A 14468-nucleotide genomic window follows, 5' to 3' on the forward strand; every position below is an offset into this window, starting at 1 on the left:
CGGGCGCGGCCCGTGGCGCCGCACGCCGGGCGCGCCCCTCGCCCGATCCGGTAACCGCCCTTTTCCCGCACGGGTCTTGCGCCGGGCCGCCGACCGGGCAAAGGTATGCCGCTGAACCTTTATTCGGGCCGTCCACCCCGGGCGCCCCGGACCACCGGCGAGGCAGGAGCGGCTGATGGCCGACCGTACGGAACCGCAGAGCGCACCGCCCCGGACCGGCCCCGGGGAACCCTCCGCCGAGGACGCCTACCTGGAGCGGCGGTCGCTGCGGCGCGGCAGCGCGGGCCCTCTGCTGCTGACCGGGCTGGGCGTCGCCTATGTCGTCTCCGGCGACTTCTCCGGCTGGAACAACGGCCTGGCCCACGGCGGTTTCGGCGGGCTGGCGATCGCCGCCGTCCTCATGGGCCTGATGTACACCTGCCTGGTCTTCGCCCTCGCGGAGCTGGCGTCGGTGCTGCCCACCGCGGGCGGCGGCTACGGCTTCGCGCGGCGCGCGCTGGGCACCTGGGGCGGCTTCCTGACCGGCACCGCCATCCTCATCGAGTACGTTCTCGCGCCCGCCGCCATCTCGATCTTCATCGGGGACTACGTCGAATCGCTCGGCCTGTTCGGCCTGCACTCCGGCTGGCCCGTCCACCTCGCCTGTTTCGTCGTTTTCATCGGCATCCATCTGTGGGGCGTGGGCGAGGCGCTGCGCTTCAGCCTGGTGGTCACCGCCGTCGCGGTGGCCGCGCTGCTGGTCTTCGCCGTCGCCGCGCTCAGTGGTTTCCAGGTGGACGCGCTCGACGACATCCCGGTGCGCGCGGACGCGTTCGGCGCCTCGTCCTGGCTGCCGTTCGGGCTGCTCGGCATCTGGGCGGCGTTCCCGTTCGGGATGTGGTTCTTCCTGGGCGTGGAGGGCGTACCGCTGGCGGCGGAGGAGACCCGGGATCCAGCGCGGGTGCTGCCGCGGGCGATGGCCGCGGCGATGGGCGTCCTGCTGCTGCTCGCGCTGGTCACCTTCACCGCCGCGACCGGCGCCCGCGGCAGCGCGGCGATCCAGTCGGTCGGCGACCCGCTGGTGCAGGCGCTCCAGCCGCACGGCGAGCCGACGGTGGTCAGCCGGATCGTCAACTACGCGGGTCTTGCCGGTCTGGTGGCCTCGTTCTTCTCGCTGATCTTCGCCGGTTCCCGGCAGCTCTTCGCCCTCTCCCGCGCCGGATACCTGCCCCGCTTCCTCTCCCTGACGAGCCGCCGCAAGGCCCCCTACCTCGGCCTGCTGGTGCCCGGCGCCCTCGGCTTCGCCCTCGCGGCGGCCACCGGCGACGGCGCCCGGATGCTGAACGTCGCGGTCTTCGGCGCCACCATCTCGTACGCCCTGATGGCGCTCTCCCATCTGGTGCTGCGGCGCCGCGAGCCGGGGCTGCACCGGCCGTACCGCACGCCCGGCGGGATGCTCACCTCGTCGGTCGCCTTCGTGCTGGCCTGCGCGGCGCTGGTGGCGACGTTCCTGGTCGACAAGGACGCGGCGCTGATCGCGCTGGGCGTGTACGCGGTGGCGCTGGCGTACTTCGCGTGCTACTCCCGGCACCGGCTGGTGGCCGCGGCGCCCGAGGAGGAGTTCGCGGCGCTGGCCGCCGCCGAGGCCGAACTGGACCGCGGCTGAACCTGTCGCCGACCTCGACCCGACCCCGATCCCGTACGGAGGACCCGATGCACCGCCCGCTCATCGGCATCAGCACCTATCTGGAGGACGAGGCGCGGTGGGGCGTGTGGACGCTGCCCGCCGCCGTGCTGCCCGCCGGGTACCACCGGCACGTACAACAGGCGGGCGGGATCGCCGCGCTGCTCCCGCCGGACGCGCCGGAGACCGCCGCCGCCACCGTCGCCCGGCTGAACGGGCTGGTCATCGCGGGCGGCGCGGACGTGGCCCCGGCCCGCTACGGCGCAGCGCAAGACCCGCGGACCGGGCCGCCCGCACCCGCCCGGGACGCCTGGGAACTCGCCCTGATCGAGGCGGCGTCGGCCGCGGGCGTCCCGCTGCTCGGCATCTGCCGGGGGATGCAACTGCTGAACGTCGCGCGCGGCGGCACGCTCCTCCAGCACCTCGACGGGCACGGCGGCCCGCCCGGCGCCTTCGCCCGGCACACCGTCACCCCGGTCGGCGGCACCGCCCTCGCGGCCGTCCTCCCCGAGGAGATCTCCGTCCCGACCTACCACCACCAGGCCGTCGACCGCCTCGGGCGGGGCCTGCGGGTCTCGGCGTACGCGGCGGACGGCACGGTGGAGGCGGTGGAGGACCCGGGCGCGCGCGCGTTCACGCTGGCCGTGCAGTGGCATCCGGAGGCGGGCGACGACCCGCGGGTGGTGGCGGCGCTGGTGGCCGCGGCGGGCGGCGGGACGGGCTGAGAAATACGGCCTCGTACGGCCCGGGGCGCAAGCCGCCCGGTACGCGACGCGGGCCCCGCCCCGGCATGCTGCCGGAGGCGGGGCCCGCGTCGTGCGACGGGTGTGCCGTGTGCGTCAGTTCACGGGAGCCATCTGGTCGACGATGCCCGGGTGGGCGTCGATCCACTTCTGGACGCCCTTGTCCTCGTTGCCCTTACCGGCGTCCTGAATGTCCTTCTCCAGGCTGTTCAGCTCGTCGGGGGTCATCTTCCAGTTCTTGAGCCAGCCGTGGAACTCGGGGAATTCCTTCGGGAAGCTCTTGTTGCCGACCGAGGTGATGTGGTTCTCGGCGCCCCAGGTGCCCTTGGGGTCCTTCAGCTTGGTCAGGTCGTACTTGCTGTACGCCCAGTGCGGCGACCACAGGACGACCGCGATGGGCTCCTTCTTGGCGTACGCCCGCTGGAGCTCGGCGAGCATCGCGCTGGTACCGGCGGAGGTGACCTGGAAGTCCTGGAGGCCGTACGCCGGGGCGACGGTGCCCTTGAGGCGCTTCATCGCACCGGTGCCCGGCTCGATCCCGATGATCTTGCCGCCGAACTCGTCCTTGTGCTTGCGCAGGTCGTCGAGGGTCTTGACGTCCTTGACGTAGGACGGCACCGAGATCTCCAGCGACGTCTTGTCGTACCAGGGACCGATGTCGACGAGATCCTTCTTGTACTTGTCCCAGTACTGCTTCTGCGCGACCGGCAGCCAGCCGTCGGTCTCCACATCGATCTGACCGGTCGACAGGCCGGTCCACATCGGGCCGACGTCGAGGTTGTGCAGCTTCGGCTTGTAGCCGCGCTTCTCCAGGACGTTCTTCCACAGGTACGTGGTGGCGATGCCCTCGTCCCAGGCCGGGTAGCCGATCTCGGGCGCCTTACCGGCGTCCTTGCCCTTGGCGTACGAGGCGTGGCTGGACGGGGCGATCTTGTCGACCAGACCGGGGTTCTTCTTCAGCCAGGCGCGGACACCGTCCTGCTCGTGTCCGTTACCGGCGTTCTGGATCTCGTTCTCCAGGCTGGTGAGCTGGCCCTCGTCCAGGTGGAAGTTCTTCATCCACCCGGCGACCAGCGGCTCGTCCTTGGAGAAGCCCTTGCGGCCCAGCATGTGCAGGCTGTCACCGGAGCCGAAGGCGCCCTTGGGGTCCTTCAGCTTGGTCAGGTCGTACTTGTTGTACGCCCAGTGCGGCGACCACAGCGGGACGGCGATCGGCTTCTTCGCGCGGATCGAGCGGTCCAGCTCGGCCAGCATCGAGGAGGTCGAGGAGTCCTGGACCTTGTACTCGCCGGACAGGCCGTAGTCCTTGAGGACCTTGTCCTTGAGGATCTTCATCTCGCCGGCGCCCGGCTCGATGCCGGTGATCTTGCCGCCGAACGTGCCGCCCTTGCCCTTGAGGTCGTCAAGGGACTTGATGTCCTTCATGTACGACGGGACGGCGATCTCCAGCGACGTCTTGTCGTACCAGGCGCCGAGGTCCTCCAGCTTGTCCTTGTACTGCTTCCAGTACGTCTCGTGCGTCGTCGGCAGCCAGGCGTTGGACTGGACGTCGATGTCGCCACGGGCCTGACCGGCGAAGAGCGGACCGGCGTCGAGGGCCTGGACCTTCGGCTTGAAGCCGCGCTGCTCCAGGATCTCCTTCCACAGGAAGGTGGTGGCGCGGCCCTCGTCCCAGTTGACGTAGCCGAGGGAGATCGGACGGCCGTGACCGTCGTTACCGGCAGCGGCGCCGCCGGAGTCCTTGCCGAAGTAGCCCATACCGCCCGCGACCAGCGCGAGGACGACGACGCCGACGGTCGCCAGCGAGGTGGCCGGCTTCCAGCGCAGGAACTTCAGGCCGCCGAGCGCGGCCTGCGCCTTGGCGAGGGCGCGGCGGCCGAGCGGCGAGACCCGCTGGTTGAGGGCGCCGGTCATCCGGTCGAGGTAGACGGCGAGGATGACGACGGAGAGACCGGCCTCGGCGCCCAGCTTCACATCGACGGAGCTGAGCGAGTTGTAGACCGAACCGCCCAGACCGCCGCCACCGGCCGTACCGGCGATGACGACCATGGACAGCGCCAGCATGATGACCTGGTTGATACCGGCCATGATCGTGGGCAGCGCCAGCGGCAGCTGCACCCGGAAGAGGGTGCGCCGCGGGTGGGTGCCGAACGCCTCGGCCGCCTCGACCAGCTCCTCGTCGACCTGCCGGATGCCCAGCTCCGTCATGCGGACGGCGGGCGGCATGGAGAAGACGATGGTGGAGACGATGCCGGGGACGACGCCGAGGCCGAAGAAGAGGATGCCCGGGATCAGGTAGACCATCGCGGGCATCGTCTGCATCAGGTCGAGGACCGGGCGCAGCACCCCGCCGACGGCGCGGCTGCGGGCAGCCCAGATGCCGAGCGGCACGGCGACCACGATGGTGATGATGCAGGCGACCAGGACCAGCGAGAGCGACGAGATCGTCTCGTCCCACTGCTCGATGGAGTCGATCAGCGCGAAGCCGACGAAGGTGAGGAGGGCGGCGGGCAGACCGCGCAGCCACCAGGCGATGATCGCGAAGATACCGGCGAGGATCAGCGGCTCGGGTCCGGCGAGGACCGCGTGGATGCCGGTGTAGAAGCCGTTCAGTACCTGGGTGACGAAGTCGAAGAGCCAGGCGACGTTGTTGGTGAGCCAGTCGACGGCGTCGCTGGCCCAGCTGCCTATCGGGATCCTAGGCACCGGCGCTCACCTTGCCCTCGGGGTCGTTGTCCTCGGGCGCGTCCGCGACCGCGTCCTTCTGCACGTCCTTGGCGGCGGACTTGACGAGCTTGTCCGCCGGGGCCGCGTCGGCGGCCGGGCCCGGCACCACGGCCGCGGGCTGGTCGTCGCCCTCACCGAGGGCGGCGAGCAGCCGGTCGGCGCGGACGGCGCCGATGGCCTTGCCCGCCTTGTCGGCCACGGCGACCGGCACGGTGCTGACCGAGCAGGGCGTGAACAGGTCGACGATCGGGGTGTCCGCGCCGACCACGGCGGGCGCGGCGGCGAGGAAGTCGTCGAGGGTGGCGATCTTCTTGCCGTCCGGGGCGGTGGTGCCCAGCACCTCGTCGGTACCGGTCATGATCGCGCCGGCGGTCAGCACCCGGGTGCGGTCGACGTCCTGGGTGAAGGAGGCGACGTAGTCGTTGGCCGGGCGGACGAGGATGTCCTCGGCGCTGCCGATCTGCACGATGCGGCCGTCGCGCATGACGGCGATCTTGTCGCCGAGGCGCATCGCCTCGTTGAGGTCATGGGTGATGAAGACGATGGTCTTCTTCAGCGTCTTCTGGAGCTCCAGCAGCTGATCCTGCATATCGCGGCGGATCAGCGGGTCCAGCGCGCTGAACGACTCGTCCATCAGCAGCAGGTCGGCGTCGGTGGCGAGCGCGCGGGCGAGGCCGACGCGCTGCTGCATACCGCCGGACAGCTCGTCGGGCCAGGACTTCTCCCAGCCCTTGAGGCCGGTCAGCTCCAGCGCCTGGTAGGCGCGCTTCTCCCGCTCGGCGCGGGGGAGGCCCTGGACCTCCAGGCCGTAGGCGGCGTTCTCCAGCACGCTGCGGTGCGGGAAGAGCGCGAAGTGCTGGAAGACCATGGAGATCTTCTCGGAGCGGACCTTGCGCAGTTCCTTGGCGCTGAGCGAGGTCAGGTCCTGGCCGTCGAACCGGACGGTTCCGGCGGTCGGCTCCAGCAGCCCGTTCAGAGTCCGCAGCAGCGTGGACTTGCCGGACCCGGACAGACCCATGACGACGAAGATCTGGCCCTCGTCCACCTCGATCGACGCGTCGATCACCGCGGCGGTGGTGCCCTCGGCGCGCAGTTCGTCGCGGTCGGCTCCCTCCTGGAGCCTGCGCACCGCGTCCTTCGGTCGTCTGCCGAACACCATGTACAGGTGCTCGGCTTGAAGCCTGGACACATACACCTCTCTTGTCGCACGAGAAACGACCTGCCACCCCCGTAGACAGGTCGTGAGAGGGACGGGATCCGCCCGTCTTCACCGATAAAATGTTGAAACGCTTATCGGGTCCTCTCCGGCTGCGCGCCTGCCCGCCTTTATCTGGCTCAAACCGTCCGGTGGCCCACTTCACATCTTGGGGACGTTTGAGCCGTACTCCGGGGACGTTCCCGGCGTACGGCATCATGCGGGGGTGACTCGACGCCTGATGCTCCTCGACACCGCCTCCCTCTACTTCCGCGCGTACTTCGGCGTCCCGGACTCGGTCCGGGCCCCGGACGGCACCCCGGTGAACGCGGTGCGCGGCCTGCTGGACTTCATCGCCCGGCTCGTCCAGGACCATCACCCCGATGACCTGGTGGCCTGCATGGACGCCGACTGGCGCCCCCGGTGGCGGGTCGACCTGATCCCCTCCTACAAGGCGCACCGGGTCGCGGCCGAGGCCCCGGCGGGCTCCGCCGCCCCGGACGAGGAGGAGATCCCGGACACGCTCTCCCCGCAGGTCCCGGTGATCGAGGAGGTCCTGGACGCGCTGGGCATCGCCCGGGTCGGCGCGGCGGGGTACGAGGCGGACGACGTCATCGGCACGCTGACCGCACGCGCGAGCGGCCCGGTCGACGTCATCACCGGCGACCGCGACCTCTACCAGCTGGTCGACGACGCACGCGGCGTCCGCATCCTCTACCCCCTCAAGGGCGTCGGCACCCTCCAGCTCACCGACGAGGCGCTGCTGCGCGAGAGGTACGGGGTCGACGGGCGCGGGTACGCAGATCTGGCGCTGCTGCGCGGCGACCCGAGCGACGGCCTGCCGGGCGTGCCGGGCATCGGCGAGAAGACCGCGGCCAAGCTGCTCGACGCCTACGGTGACCTGGACGGGATCATCGCGGCGGCCGCCGATCCGGCCTCGAAGCTCACCCCCACCCAGCGCAGGCGCCTGACCGAGGCCGGCCCGTATCTGGCGGTCGCCCCGAAGGTGGTGCGGGTGGCCACCGACGTACCGGTCCCGCAGAGCGGCTTCGCACTCCCCCGCAAGCCCGCGGACCCCGAACGGCTGGATTCGCTCGCTACGCGGTGGGGCCTGGGCGGATCACTGCACCGCTTGCTCGACACACTCCAGGGGTGAGCTGATAAGTTAGGTAAACCTAACCAATATCGCGTCAGGGGAGACCGCCGTGGCAGCAGAGCGACCCGCCCGTAAGAAACAGACGCTGCACCGCGCCGAGGTCCGGCGCACCGAACAGCTCACCCCGCACATGGTGCGGGTGGTCCTCGGCGGCGAGGGCATCGCGGCCTTCACCGCGGGCACCTACAGCGATCACTACATCAAGCTGGTGTTCCCGCTGCCCGGCGTCGACTACCCCGAGCCGTTCGACATCGCGCAGATCCGCGCGGAGCTGCCGCGCGACCGGTGGCCGCGGACGCGTACGTACACGGTGCGCGCCTGGGACCCGGAGCCGCGCGAGCTGACCGTCGACTTCGTGGTCCACGGCGACGAGGGCATCGCGGGCCCGTGGGCGGCCGCGGCGAAGCCGGGCGACGAGATCCTCTTCCTCGGCCCCGGCGGCGCGTACGCCCCCGAGGCCACGGCGGACTGGCATCTGCTCGCCGGGGACGAGAGCGCGCTCCCGGCCATCGCGGCGTCGCTGGCCCGGATGCCGGAGGGCGTTCCGGTGCACGCCTTCATCGAGGTGGCCGGGCCCGAGGAGGAGCAGGAGCTGACGGCACCGGCGGGCGCCGAGATCACCTGGCTGCACCGCGGCGACGCACCGGTCGGCCGCCGCCTCGCCGCCGCCGTCCGCGCACTGGACTTCCCCGCCGGGCGGATCCAGGCGTTCGTCCACGGTGAGGCGGGCTTCGTCAAGGAGCTGCGCCGCGTCCTCCGCGTCGAGCGGGACATCCCGCGCGAGGCCCTGTCGATCTCGGGTTACTGGCGCAACGGCCACGACGAGGACGGCTGGCAGGCGTCCAAGCGCGACTGGAACCAGCAGGTCGAGGCGGAGCAGGAGCCCGCGGCGGCGGCCTGAGCGGCAGAAACGACAGAGCGGTGCGCGGCGCCGTCCGGCGTGGGGACCCCACGCCGGACGGCGCCGCCGCGTTCACGCGGGCCCGGTGGCCGCGGGGCGGCGCCGCTCCCGACCCGGGCGCCGCAACCGGCCGGGGCGCCGCAACCGGCGGGGGCGCTTCCGTACGGGGCGGCGCCACCGGACGAGACACGCAGGCCCGGCGCCCCCGATGAGCTCGCCCGTCACCACACGGCGGCCATTGGACAGGTGACGCACCGTCAGCGCGGGCCCACCCCGAAGCGGCGGGCCGACGCGTCCACATGGGCGAGCCGACGCATGGCCGCGAGCACCGCATCGCCCAGCACGGTGCCGACCACCACGCTCTCCACGAGACGTTCGACCTCCGTGGTCCGTCCCACGAATTCCAGGTCGGCGTGGGCGATCCGCTCACACGCCTCCGCGTAGTCGTCCAGCACCTCCTCGAACGCGCCATGGCCGATGTCGCGGAAGGTGGCCAGCGTCACCGCCATCGCCTCCACGGACGGGTTCCCGAGGTCGACCCGCCACCCCCGGCGGCGCACCAGCTCCGCGACGGCGTGCCGCGCCCCCTCCAGCCCCTCGGGGTCGCCGCCGACCGGCGGGGTGACGGCGTGCTGCGCCGCGCCCAGTACCTTGTGCACCGGCTCCGGCGAATCGACCGCCGCCAGCACGTCCCGGACCGCGGCGACCGAGAGTCCGCCGACCTCCATCAGGCCGCGGATCAGCCGCAGCCTGCGCGCATGCGATTCCTCGTAGACCGCCTGATTCGGGCTGGTCAGCCGCCCGGCGGGGAGCAACCCCTCGCGGACGTAGTACTTGATCGTCGGCACCGCCACACCGGTCTCCCGGCTCAATTCCCCGATGCGCATCCGCTGCCCTTCTCCCGGCCGGACCCCTGCCCGGCCGCCGTGCACCGAGCCCCCGCACCGCTCGGCCTTGCCATGTCGCTCCCCATCATAGATAGTCCAGCTATCAGATAGCGGGAAGTGCCACTATCCATTCTTGGGGGACCCCTGTGTCCAGATACCGTTCGTTGCTCGCCTTTTCCTGGGCCATGGCCGCGCTGGCCGTCGTCGCGGCGGTCGGCCTGATGGCCGACGACCGCGTACTCGTCGGCGCGCCGATCTGGCTGAAGCCCTTCAAGTTCGCGGTGTCGTTCACCGCCTACGGCCTGACGCTCGCCTGGATGCTCGGCCACCGCGGTCCGACCCGGACCGGCCGGTGGGCGGCACACGCCGTCGTGGCCGCCGGGATCGTCGAGATGGCGATCATCGTCGGCCAGACGATCCGGGGCCGCAGCAGCCACTTCAACGTCGAAACGCCGCTGGACCGGGCGCTTTTCCAGATCATGGGCGTCACCATCGCCGTGCTGTGGACGGGCACGCTCGTGATCGCCGTACTCCTCTTCCGCACCCGGCTCGGCGACCGCGCGGCGACCTGGGCGATCCGGCTGGGCATGCTGCTCGGGCTGACCGGTCTGCTGCTCGGCGCGCTGATGCTGATACCGACGCCCGACCAGCAGGCCGCAGGCGCACTGCGGACCGCCATCGGCGCGCACAGCGTCGGCGTCCCCGACGGCGGCCCGGCCGCGCCGGTCACCGGCTGGAACACCACCGGCGGCGACCTGCGCATCCCGCACTTCTTCGGCATGCACGCCCTCCAGGCGCTGCCGCTCCTCCTCTACGGGATCGACGCGCTCGGCGCCCGCTTCCCCCGGCTGCGCGCGGAGCGGGTACGGCTGCGCCTCGTCCTGGTGGCCGCCGGAGCCGCCGCCGCACTGCTCGCCCTCCTCACCTGGCAGGCGCTGCGCGGCCAGGCCCTGACCCACCCGGACGCCGCCACCCTCACCGCGCTGACCTGCCTCACCCTCCTCACCGCCCTCGCCACGGCCGCGGCGATACGCCGCCCCGACCGCGCCCTGCCCCGCACCCGCGCTCCGCGCCCGGCCCCGGACGCGCCTCGCCGATCGCCCGCCTGACGCCCCGCCGCACAACGAGGCTCACCGCCACCGAAGCCGTGCCCGCCTCGCCCTCCGTCGCACTCACACCCGCGCCACACCTGCCTCCGCACACCCGGCCACGTCACCAATACCCCACCCTCTCAACGGAGTTGACCGCATGACCGACAGCACCCTCTTCGAACTGGCCTTCCTCTGCGCGGCGCCGTTCTGGGCTCTGCTGATCCTCGCCCCCGGCCGACGGCTGACCGATCGCGTCGCCGCGTCGCCGCTGCCGCTCCTCCCCGTCATCGCCGTCTACCTCGCGCTGGCCGTCCCGGTGTTCCCCCCGTTGTGGGCCGCCGTGCTCCACCCGGACCTGGCCGGCTTCCAGCAGCTGATGACACTCGGCGGCGGCGCCGGGGCGATCTGGGCGCAGGTGATCGCATGGGATCTCTTCCTCGGCCAGTGGATGTACCGCGAGGCCCGGGCCCTGGGCATCCATCCGCTGGTCATGGGGCCCCTCCTGGCGTTCACCGTCCTGCTCTCGCCGTTCGGGCTGCTGCTCTTCCTCGCCCTGCGCGCCGTCCTCCGCTCCAGGTGCCGCCCGACGCCCCCGCACGGCACCACCGCCCCCGCGCGGGGCGACACCCGGAACCGCCTCACCTCGGAAAGCGGCACGCCCGCCCTCTGCCCCGCACCCCCTGGAAGCCCGAAGCCCCAGGGCCCGCCCGCGGAAAGCCGCGGCGGGCCCCGGAGCACTCAGTCGTGGTGGAAGACCTCCCGCATCGGCGTCCACCACTCCCCCGGTACCGCGTCGGCCGTCCGCCGCTGGCAGGGGTCCGTCAGCTGCCACCACTCGCGGGTGGCCGGGTCGGCGGCCATCCGCGCCATGTCCGCCGCGTAGTCGTCACCGACGTACTCGACGTATGAGAAGAGCTGCTCGCCCGCCAGGAATATCGAGTAGTTGCGGAGGTTGCAGGCGGTGAGGGTGGCCAGCACGGCGGGCCAGACCTCGGCGTGGAGGCGCAGATACTCCTCGCGGCGCTCCGGCCGCAGCCCGATGACCTTCCCGAACCGCCGCACCCGCGGCCGGGCCGCACCCCCAGCGGGCCCGATGTCCGCCACGCGGGCCCGTCACATGACGCGGCGCCCGCCCCCTTTCCGGAGACGGGCGCCGCATCGGAAGCACCGCACGGGGCCATCAGCCCGGGGCCTCGGCCCTCACCCCACCGACGAGTACGCCACGACCCCGCGCAGCACCCCGTCCACGGCCTTGCGTGCCGTGCGGGCGACGGTGCCGCCGGGCGGGGCGGCGACCGCGATCTGGCCGAGGACGTCGATCAGCTGCTTGCACCAGCGGACGAAGTCGCCGGCCGGCATCTCCGCCTCCGACAGCACCTCGTCGAGGCCGAACCCGGACGCCCAGCGGTAGGCCGCCCACGCGAAGCCGAGATCGGGCTCCCGCTGGCCGACGCCCTCCGCCTGATTGATCTTGTGGTCCTCCTCCAGGGCGTCCAGCCGGCCCCAGATCCGCACCATCTCCGCGAGCGCGTCCCGTACCTGGCCGGACGGCAGCTTCGGCGCCACCGCGTCATCCGCCTGCCGCGCCTCGAAGACCAGCGCCGACGCACAGGCCGCCAGTTCCGCGGGGCCGAGCCCCTCCCAGACGCCCTCACGCAGACACTCGCTGGCCAGCAGGTCCAACTCGCCGTAGAGCCGGGCCAGTCGGCGCCCCTCGTCCGTGACGGTGTCGGCCTCCAGGTAGTCCAGTTCGGTCAGCAGCGCGCAGATCCGATCGAAGGTGCGGGCGATGGTGTTCGTCCGCCCCTCGATCCGGCGCTCCAGCTGCCGGGTGTCCCGCAGCAGCCGGTGGTACCGCTCCGCCCACCGGGCATGGTCCTCGCGCTCGTCGCAACCGTGGCAGGGATGCGCCCGGATCTCCTTGCGCAGCCGCGCGATCTCACGGTCGTCGGCCGCCTCCGCACGGGGCTTGCGGTGCCGGGACGGGACGCAGTGCCCCGCCTTGGTACGCAGCGAGGACGCCAGATCGCGGCGGGACTGCGGGCTGCGGGCGTTGAACGACTTCGGGATCCGCATCCGGTCCAGCGCCTCGACCGGCACCGGGAAGTCCATCGCCGCCAGCCGCTTGACCTGCCGCTCGGCCGTCAGCACCAGCGGCCTCGGGCCGTCCTGCGCCTCGAAACCCCGCTGCCGGTCGGTACGGCCCGAGGGCATCCCCGGATCCAGCACCAGCGCGAGCCCCGCGTACTTCCCGGCCGGGACATGGATGATGTCGCCCGGCCGCAGCTTCTCCAGCGCCGCGGCCGCCGCCACCCGGCGATGGGCCGCGCCCTGCTTGGCCAGCTCCGTCTCCCGGTCCTTCAGCTGCCGCCGCAGCCGGGAGTACTCCTCGAAATCGCCGAGGTGACAGGTCATGGAGGCACGGTAACCCTCCAGCCCCTCCTCGTTCTTGTGCACCTGACGGGAGATCCCGACGACCGACCTGTCGGCCTGGAACTGCGCGAACGACATCTCCAGCAGCTCTCGCGAACGGTGCCGCCCGAACTGCGAGACGAGATTGACCGCCATGTTGTACGACGGCTTGAACGACGAGCGCAGCGGATACGTCCGCGTCCCGGCGAGACCGGCCAGCGCGCCCGGGTTCATCCCGCGCTGCCACAGCACCACCGCATGGCCCTCGACGTCGATGCCACGGCGCCCGGCCCGCCCGGTGAGCTGCGTGAACTCGCCCGGCGTGATGTCGGCGTGCTGCTCGCCGTTCCACTTGACCAGCTTCTCCAGCACCACGGAGCGGGCCGGCATGTTGATGCCCAGCGCCAGCGTCTCGGTCGCGAAGACGGCCTTGACCAGCCCCTTCACGAACAGCTCCTCGACGACCTCCTTGAACGTCGGCAGCATCCCGGCGTGGTGGGCGGCGATACCGCGCTCCAGGCCCTCCAGCCACTCGAAGTACCCCAGCACATGGAGGTCGTCGTCGAGGATGCCCGCCGTCCGCGCCTCGACTATGCGCCGGACCTTCTCCCGGCCCTCCTGGTCGTTGAGGCGCAGCCCCGCGTGCAGGCACTGCTGGACGGCCGCCTCGCAGCCCGCACGGCTGAAGATGAAGGTGATCGCGGGCAGCAGGCCCTCGTTGTCCAGCCGGTCGATCACCTCGGGGCGGCTCGGCGTCCAGATACGGCTGCGCTGGCGCCGCTCGCGCTCGCGGTCCGCCTCGCGCAGATTCCGGCCGCGCCGCTTGTCCCGGCCGAAGGTCGGGCGGCTGTTCTCCAGCCGGGCCAGCCGCTCCAGGTCCGGGTTGACCTCACGGCGGGCGCCGCCGCGGCCCTCCCGCTCCTCGAACAGGTCGTACATCCGGCGGCCCGCGAGCACGTGCTGCCACAGCGGCACCGGGCGGTGCTCGGAGACGATCACCTCGGTGTCGCCGCGGACGGTGTCCAGCCAGTCGCCGAACTCCTCGGCGTTGGAGACCGTCGCCGACAGCGACACCAGCGTCACCGACTCGGGGAGATGGATGATCACCTCTTCCCATACGGCGCCCCGGAAGCGGTCGGAGAGGTAGTGCACCTCATCCATCACCACATAGCTGAGCCCTATCAGCGTCTGTGAGCCCGCGTAGAGCATGTTGCGCAGCACCTCGGTGGTCATCACGATCACCGGCGCCTCGGCGTTGACGCTGTTGTCGCCGGTCAGCAGGCCGACCTTCTCGGGGCCGTACCGCCGCACCAGGTCCTGGTACTTCTGGTTGGACAGCGCCTTGATGGGGGTGGTGTAGAAGCATTTACGGCCCTGGGTGAGGGCCAGGTGGACGGCGAATTCTCCGACGATCGTCTTGCCGGAGCCCGTCGGAGCCGCGACCAGCACGCCCTTGCCGTCCTCCAGGGCACGGCAGGCGTCGAGCTGGAACGGGTCCAGGGGGAAGTCGTACATCTCACGGAAAGGGGCGAGTGCGGTGGCCTGCTCGGCCGCACGGAGCTTGGCGGCGGCATAGCGCTCAGCAGGAGACATGTCCTCGGTCATCGTGCTCACGAGCCTACCGGCCGCCTCTGACACTCGACCCGGCTTTATCCGGCACCGCTTCCTCCGCAACGCCGCCGCGCCGTCCCCG

The 14468-nt window shown here is 71.7% G+C and carries 10 protein-coding genes and 1 pseudogene; 6 read left to right on the top strand and 5 right to left on the bottom strand.

Going from position 1 to position 14468, the window contains the following annotated elements:
* The first annotated feature begins 175 nt into the window (after nt 1-175).
* A complete protein-coding gene (eat, locus tag OG422_RS05095) occupies nt 176-1645 on the top strand; it encodes an ethanolamine permease (protein ID WP_143942249.1) in 1470 nt (489 codons plus the stop codon).
* Nucleotides 1646-1692: 47 nt separating this feature from the next.
* A complete protein-coding gene (locus OG422_RS05100; protein WP_405740152.1) occupies nt 1693-2388 on the top strand; it encodes a gamma-glutamyl-gamma-aminobutyrate hydrolase family protein in 696 nt (231 codons plus the stop codon).
* Between the two features lie 114 nt (nt 2389-2502).
* Here the strand turns inward: OG422_RS05100 and OG422_RS05105 are convergent, their stop codons facing one another.
* Both OG422_RS05105 and OG422_RS05110 read right to left on the bottom strand, forming a co-directional pair.
* Entirely contained in the window at nt 2503-5112 is a 2610-nt protein-coding gene (locus OG422_RS05105; RefSeq protein WP_405740155.1) for an ABC transporter permease/substrate binding protein, read from the bottom strand.
* The gene (locus OG422_RS05110; protein WP_143942246.1) at nt 5105-6322 is read right to left on the bottom strand and encodes a glycine betaine/L-proline ABC transporter ATP-binding protein; all 1218 of its coding nucleotides are present in this window, start codon (nt 6320-6322) and stop codon (nt 5105-5107) included. The genes OG422_RS05105 and OG422_RS05110 overlap by 8 nt, the downstream gene beginning before the upstream one ends.
* Nucleotides 6323-6569: 247 nt before the next feature.
* On the opposite strand from OG422_RS05110, the gene OG422_RS05115 reads away from it, so the two are divergent.
* Together OG422_RS05115 and OG422_RS05120 are read left to right on the top strand one after the other, a co-directional pair.
* A complete protein-coding gene (locus OG422_RS05115; RefSeq protein WP_143942256.1) occupies nt 6570-7484 on the top strand; it encodes a 5'-3' exonuclease in 915 nt (304 codons plus the stop codon).
* A gap of 49 nt (nt 7485-7533) precedes the next feature.
* A complete protein-coding gene (locus OG422_RS05120) occupies nt 7534-8385 on the top strand; it encodes a siderophore-interacting protein (RefSeq protein WP_143942245.1) in 852 nt (283 codons plus the stop codon).
* Between the two features lie 257 nt (nt 8386-8642).
* On the opposite strand, the gene OG422_RS05125 is transcribed toward OG422_RS05120, so the two are convergent.
* On the bottom strand, nt 8643-9272 hold the full coding sequence (locus tag OG422_RS05125) for a MerR family transcriptional regulator (RefSeq protein WP_143942244.1): 630 nt from the start codon (nt 9270-9272) through the stop codon (nt 8643-8645).
* A gap of 185 nt (nt 9273-9457) precedes the next feature.
* Here OG422_RS05125 and OG422_RS05130 point away from each other — a divergent pair, with 185 nt between their 5' ends.
* Nucleotides 9458-10381, top strand: a complete 924-nt coding sequence (locus OG422_RS05130) for a hypothetical protein (protein WP_405747649.1) — start codon at nt 9458-9460, stop codon at nt 10379-10381.
* A 139-nt stretch (nt 10382-10520) separates the two neighbouring features.
* Nucleotides 10521-10955 (top strand): annotated as a pseudogene (locus OG422_RS05135) (ABA4-like family protein); the annotation flags it as partial.
* 146 nt (nt 10956-11101) lie between these two features.
* Here the strand turns inward: OG422_RS05135 and OG422_RS05140 are convergent.
* Nucleotides 11102-11425 carry an L-rhamnose mutarotase gene (locus OG422_RS05140; RefSeq protein WP_405747651.1) on the bottom strand — a complete coding sequence of 108 codons (324 nt, stop codon included), beginning with the start codon at nt 11423-11425 and terminating at the stop codon, nt 11102-11104.
* A 138-nt stretch (nt 11426-11563) separates the two neighbouring features.
* Nucleotides 11564-14380, bottom strand: a complete 2817-nt coding sequence (locus OG422_RS05145; RefSeq protein ID WP_405740159.1) for a DEAD/DEAH box helicase — start codon at nt 14378-14380, stop codon at nt 11564-11566.
* Nucleotides 14381-14468 lie beyond the last annotated feature (88 nt).

The organism is Streptomyces sp. NBC_01525, assembly GCF_045040405.1.
GTDB classification, from domain to species: Bacteria; Actinomycetota; Actinomycetes; order Streptomycetales; family Streptomycetaceae; genus Streptomyces; species Streptomyces benahoarensis.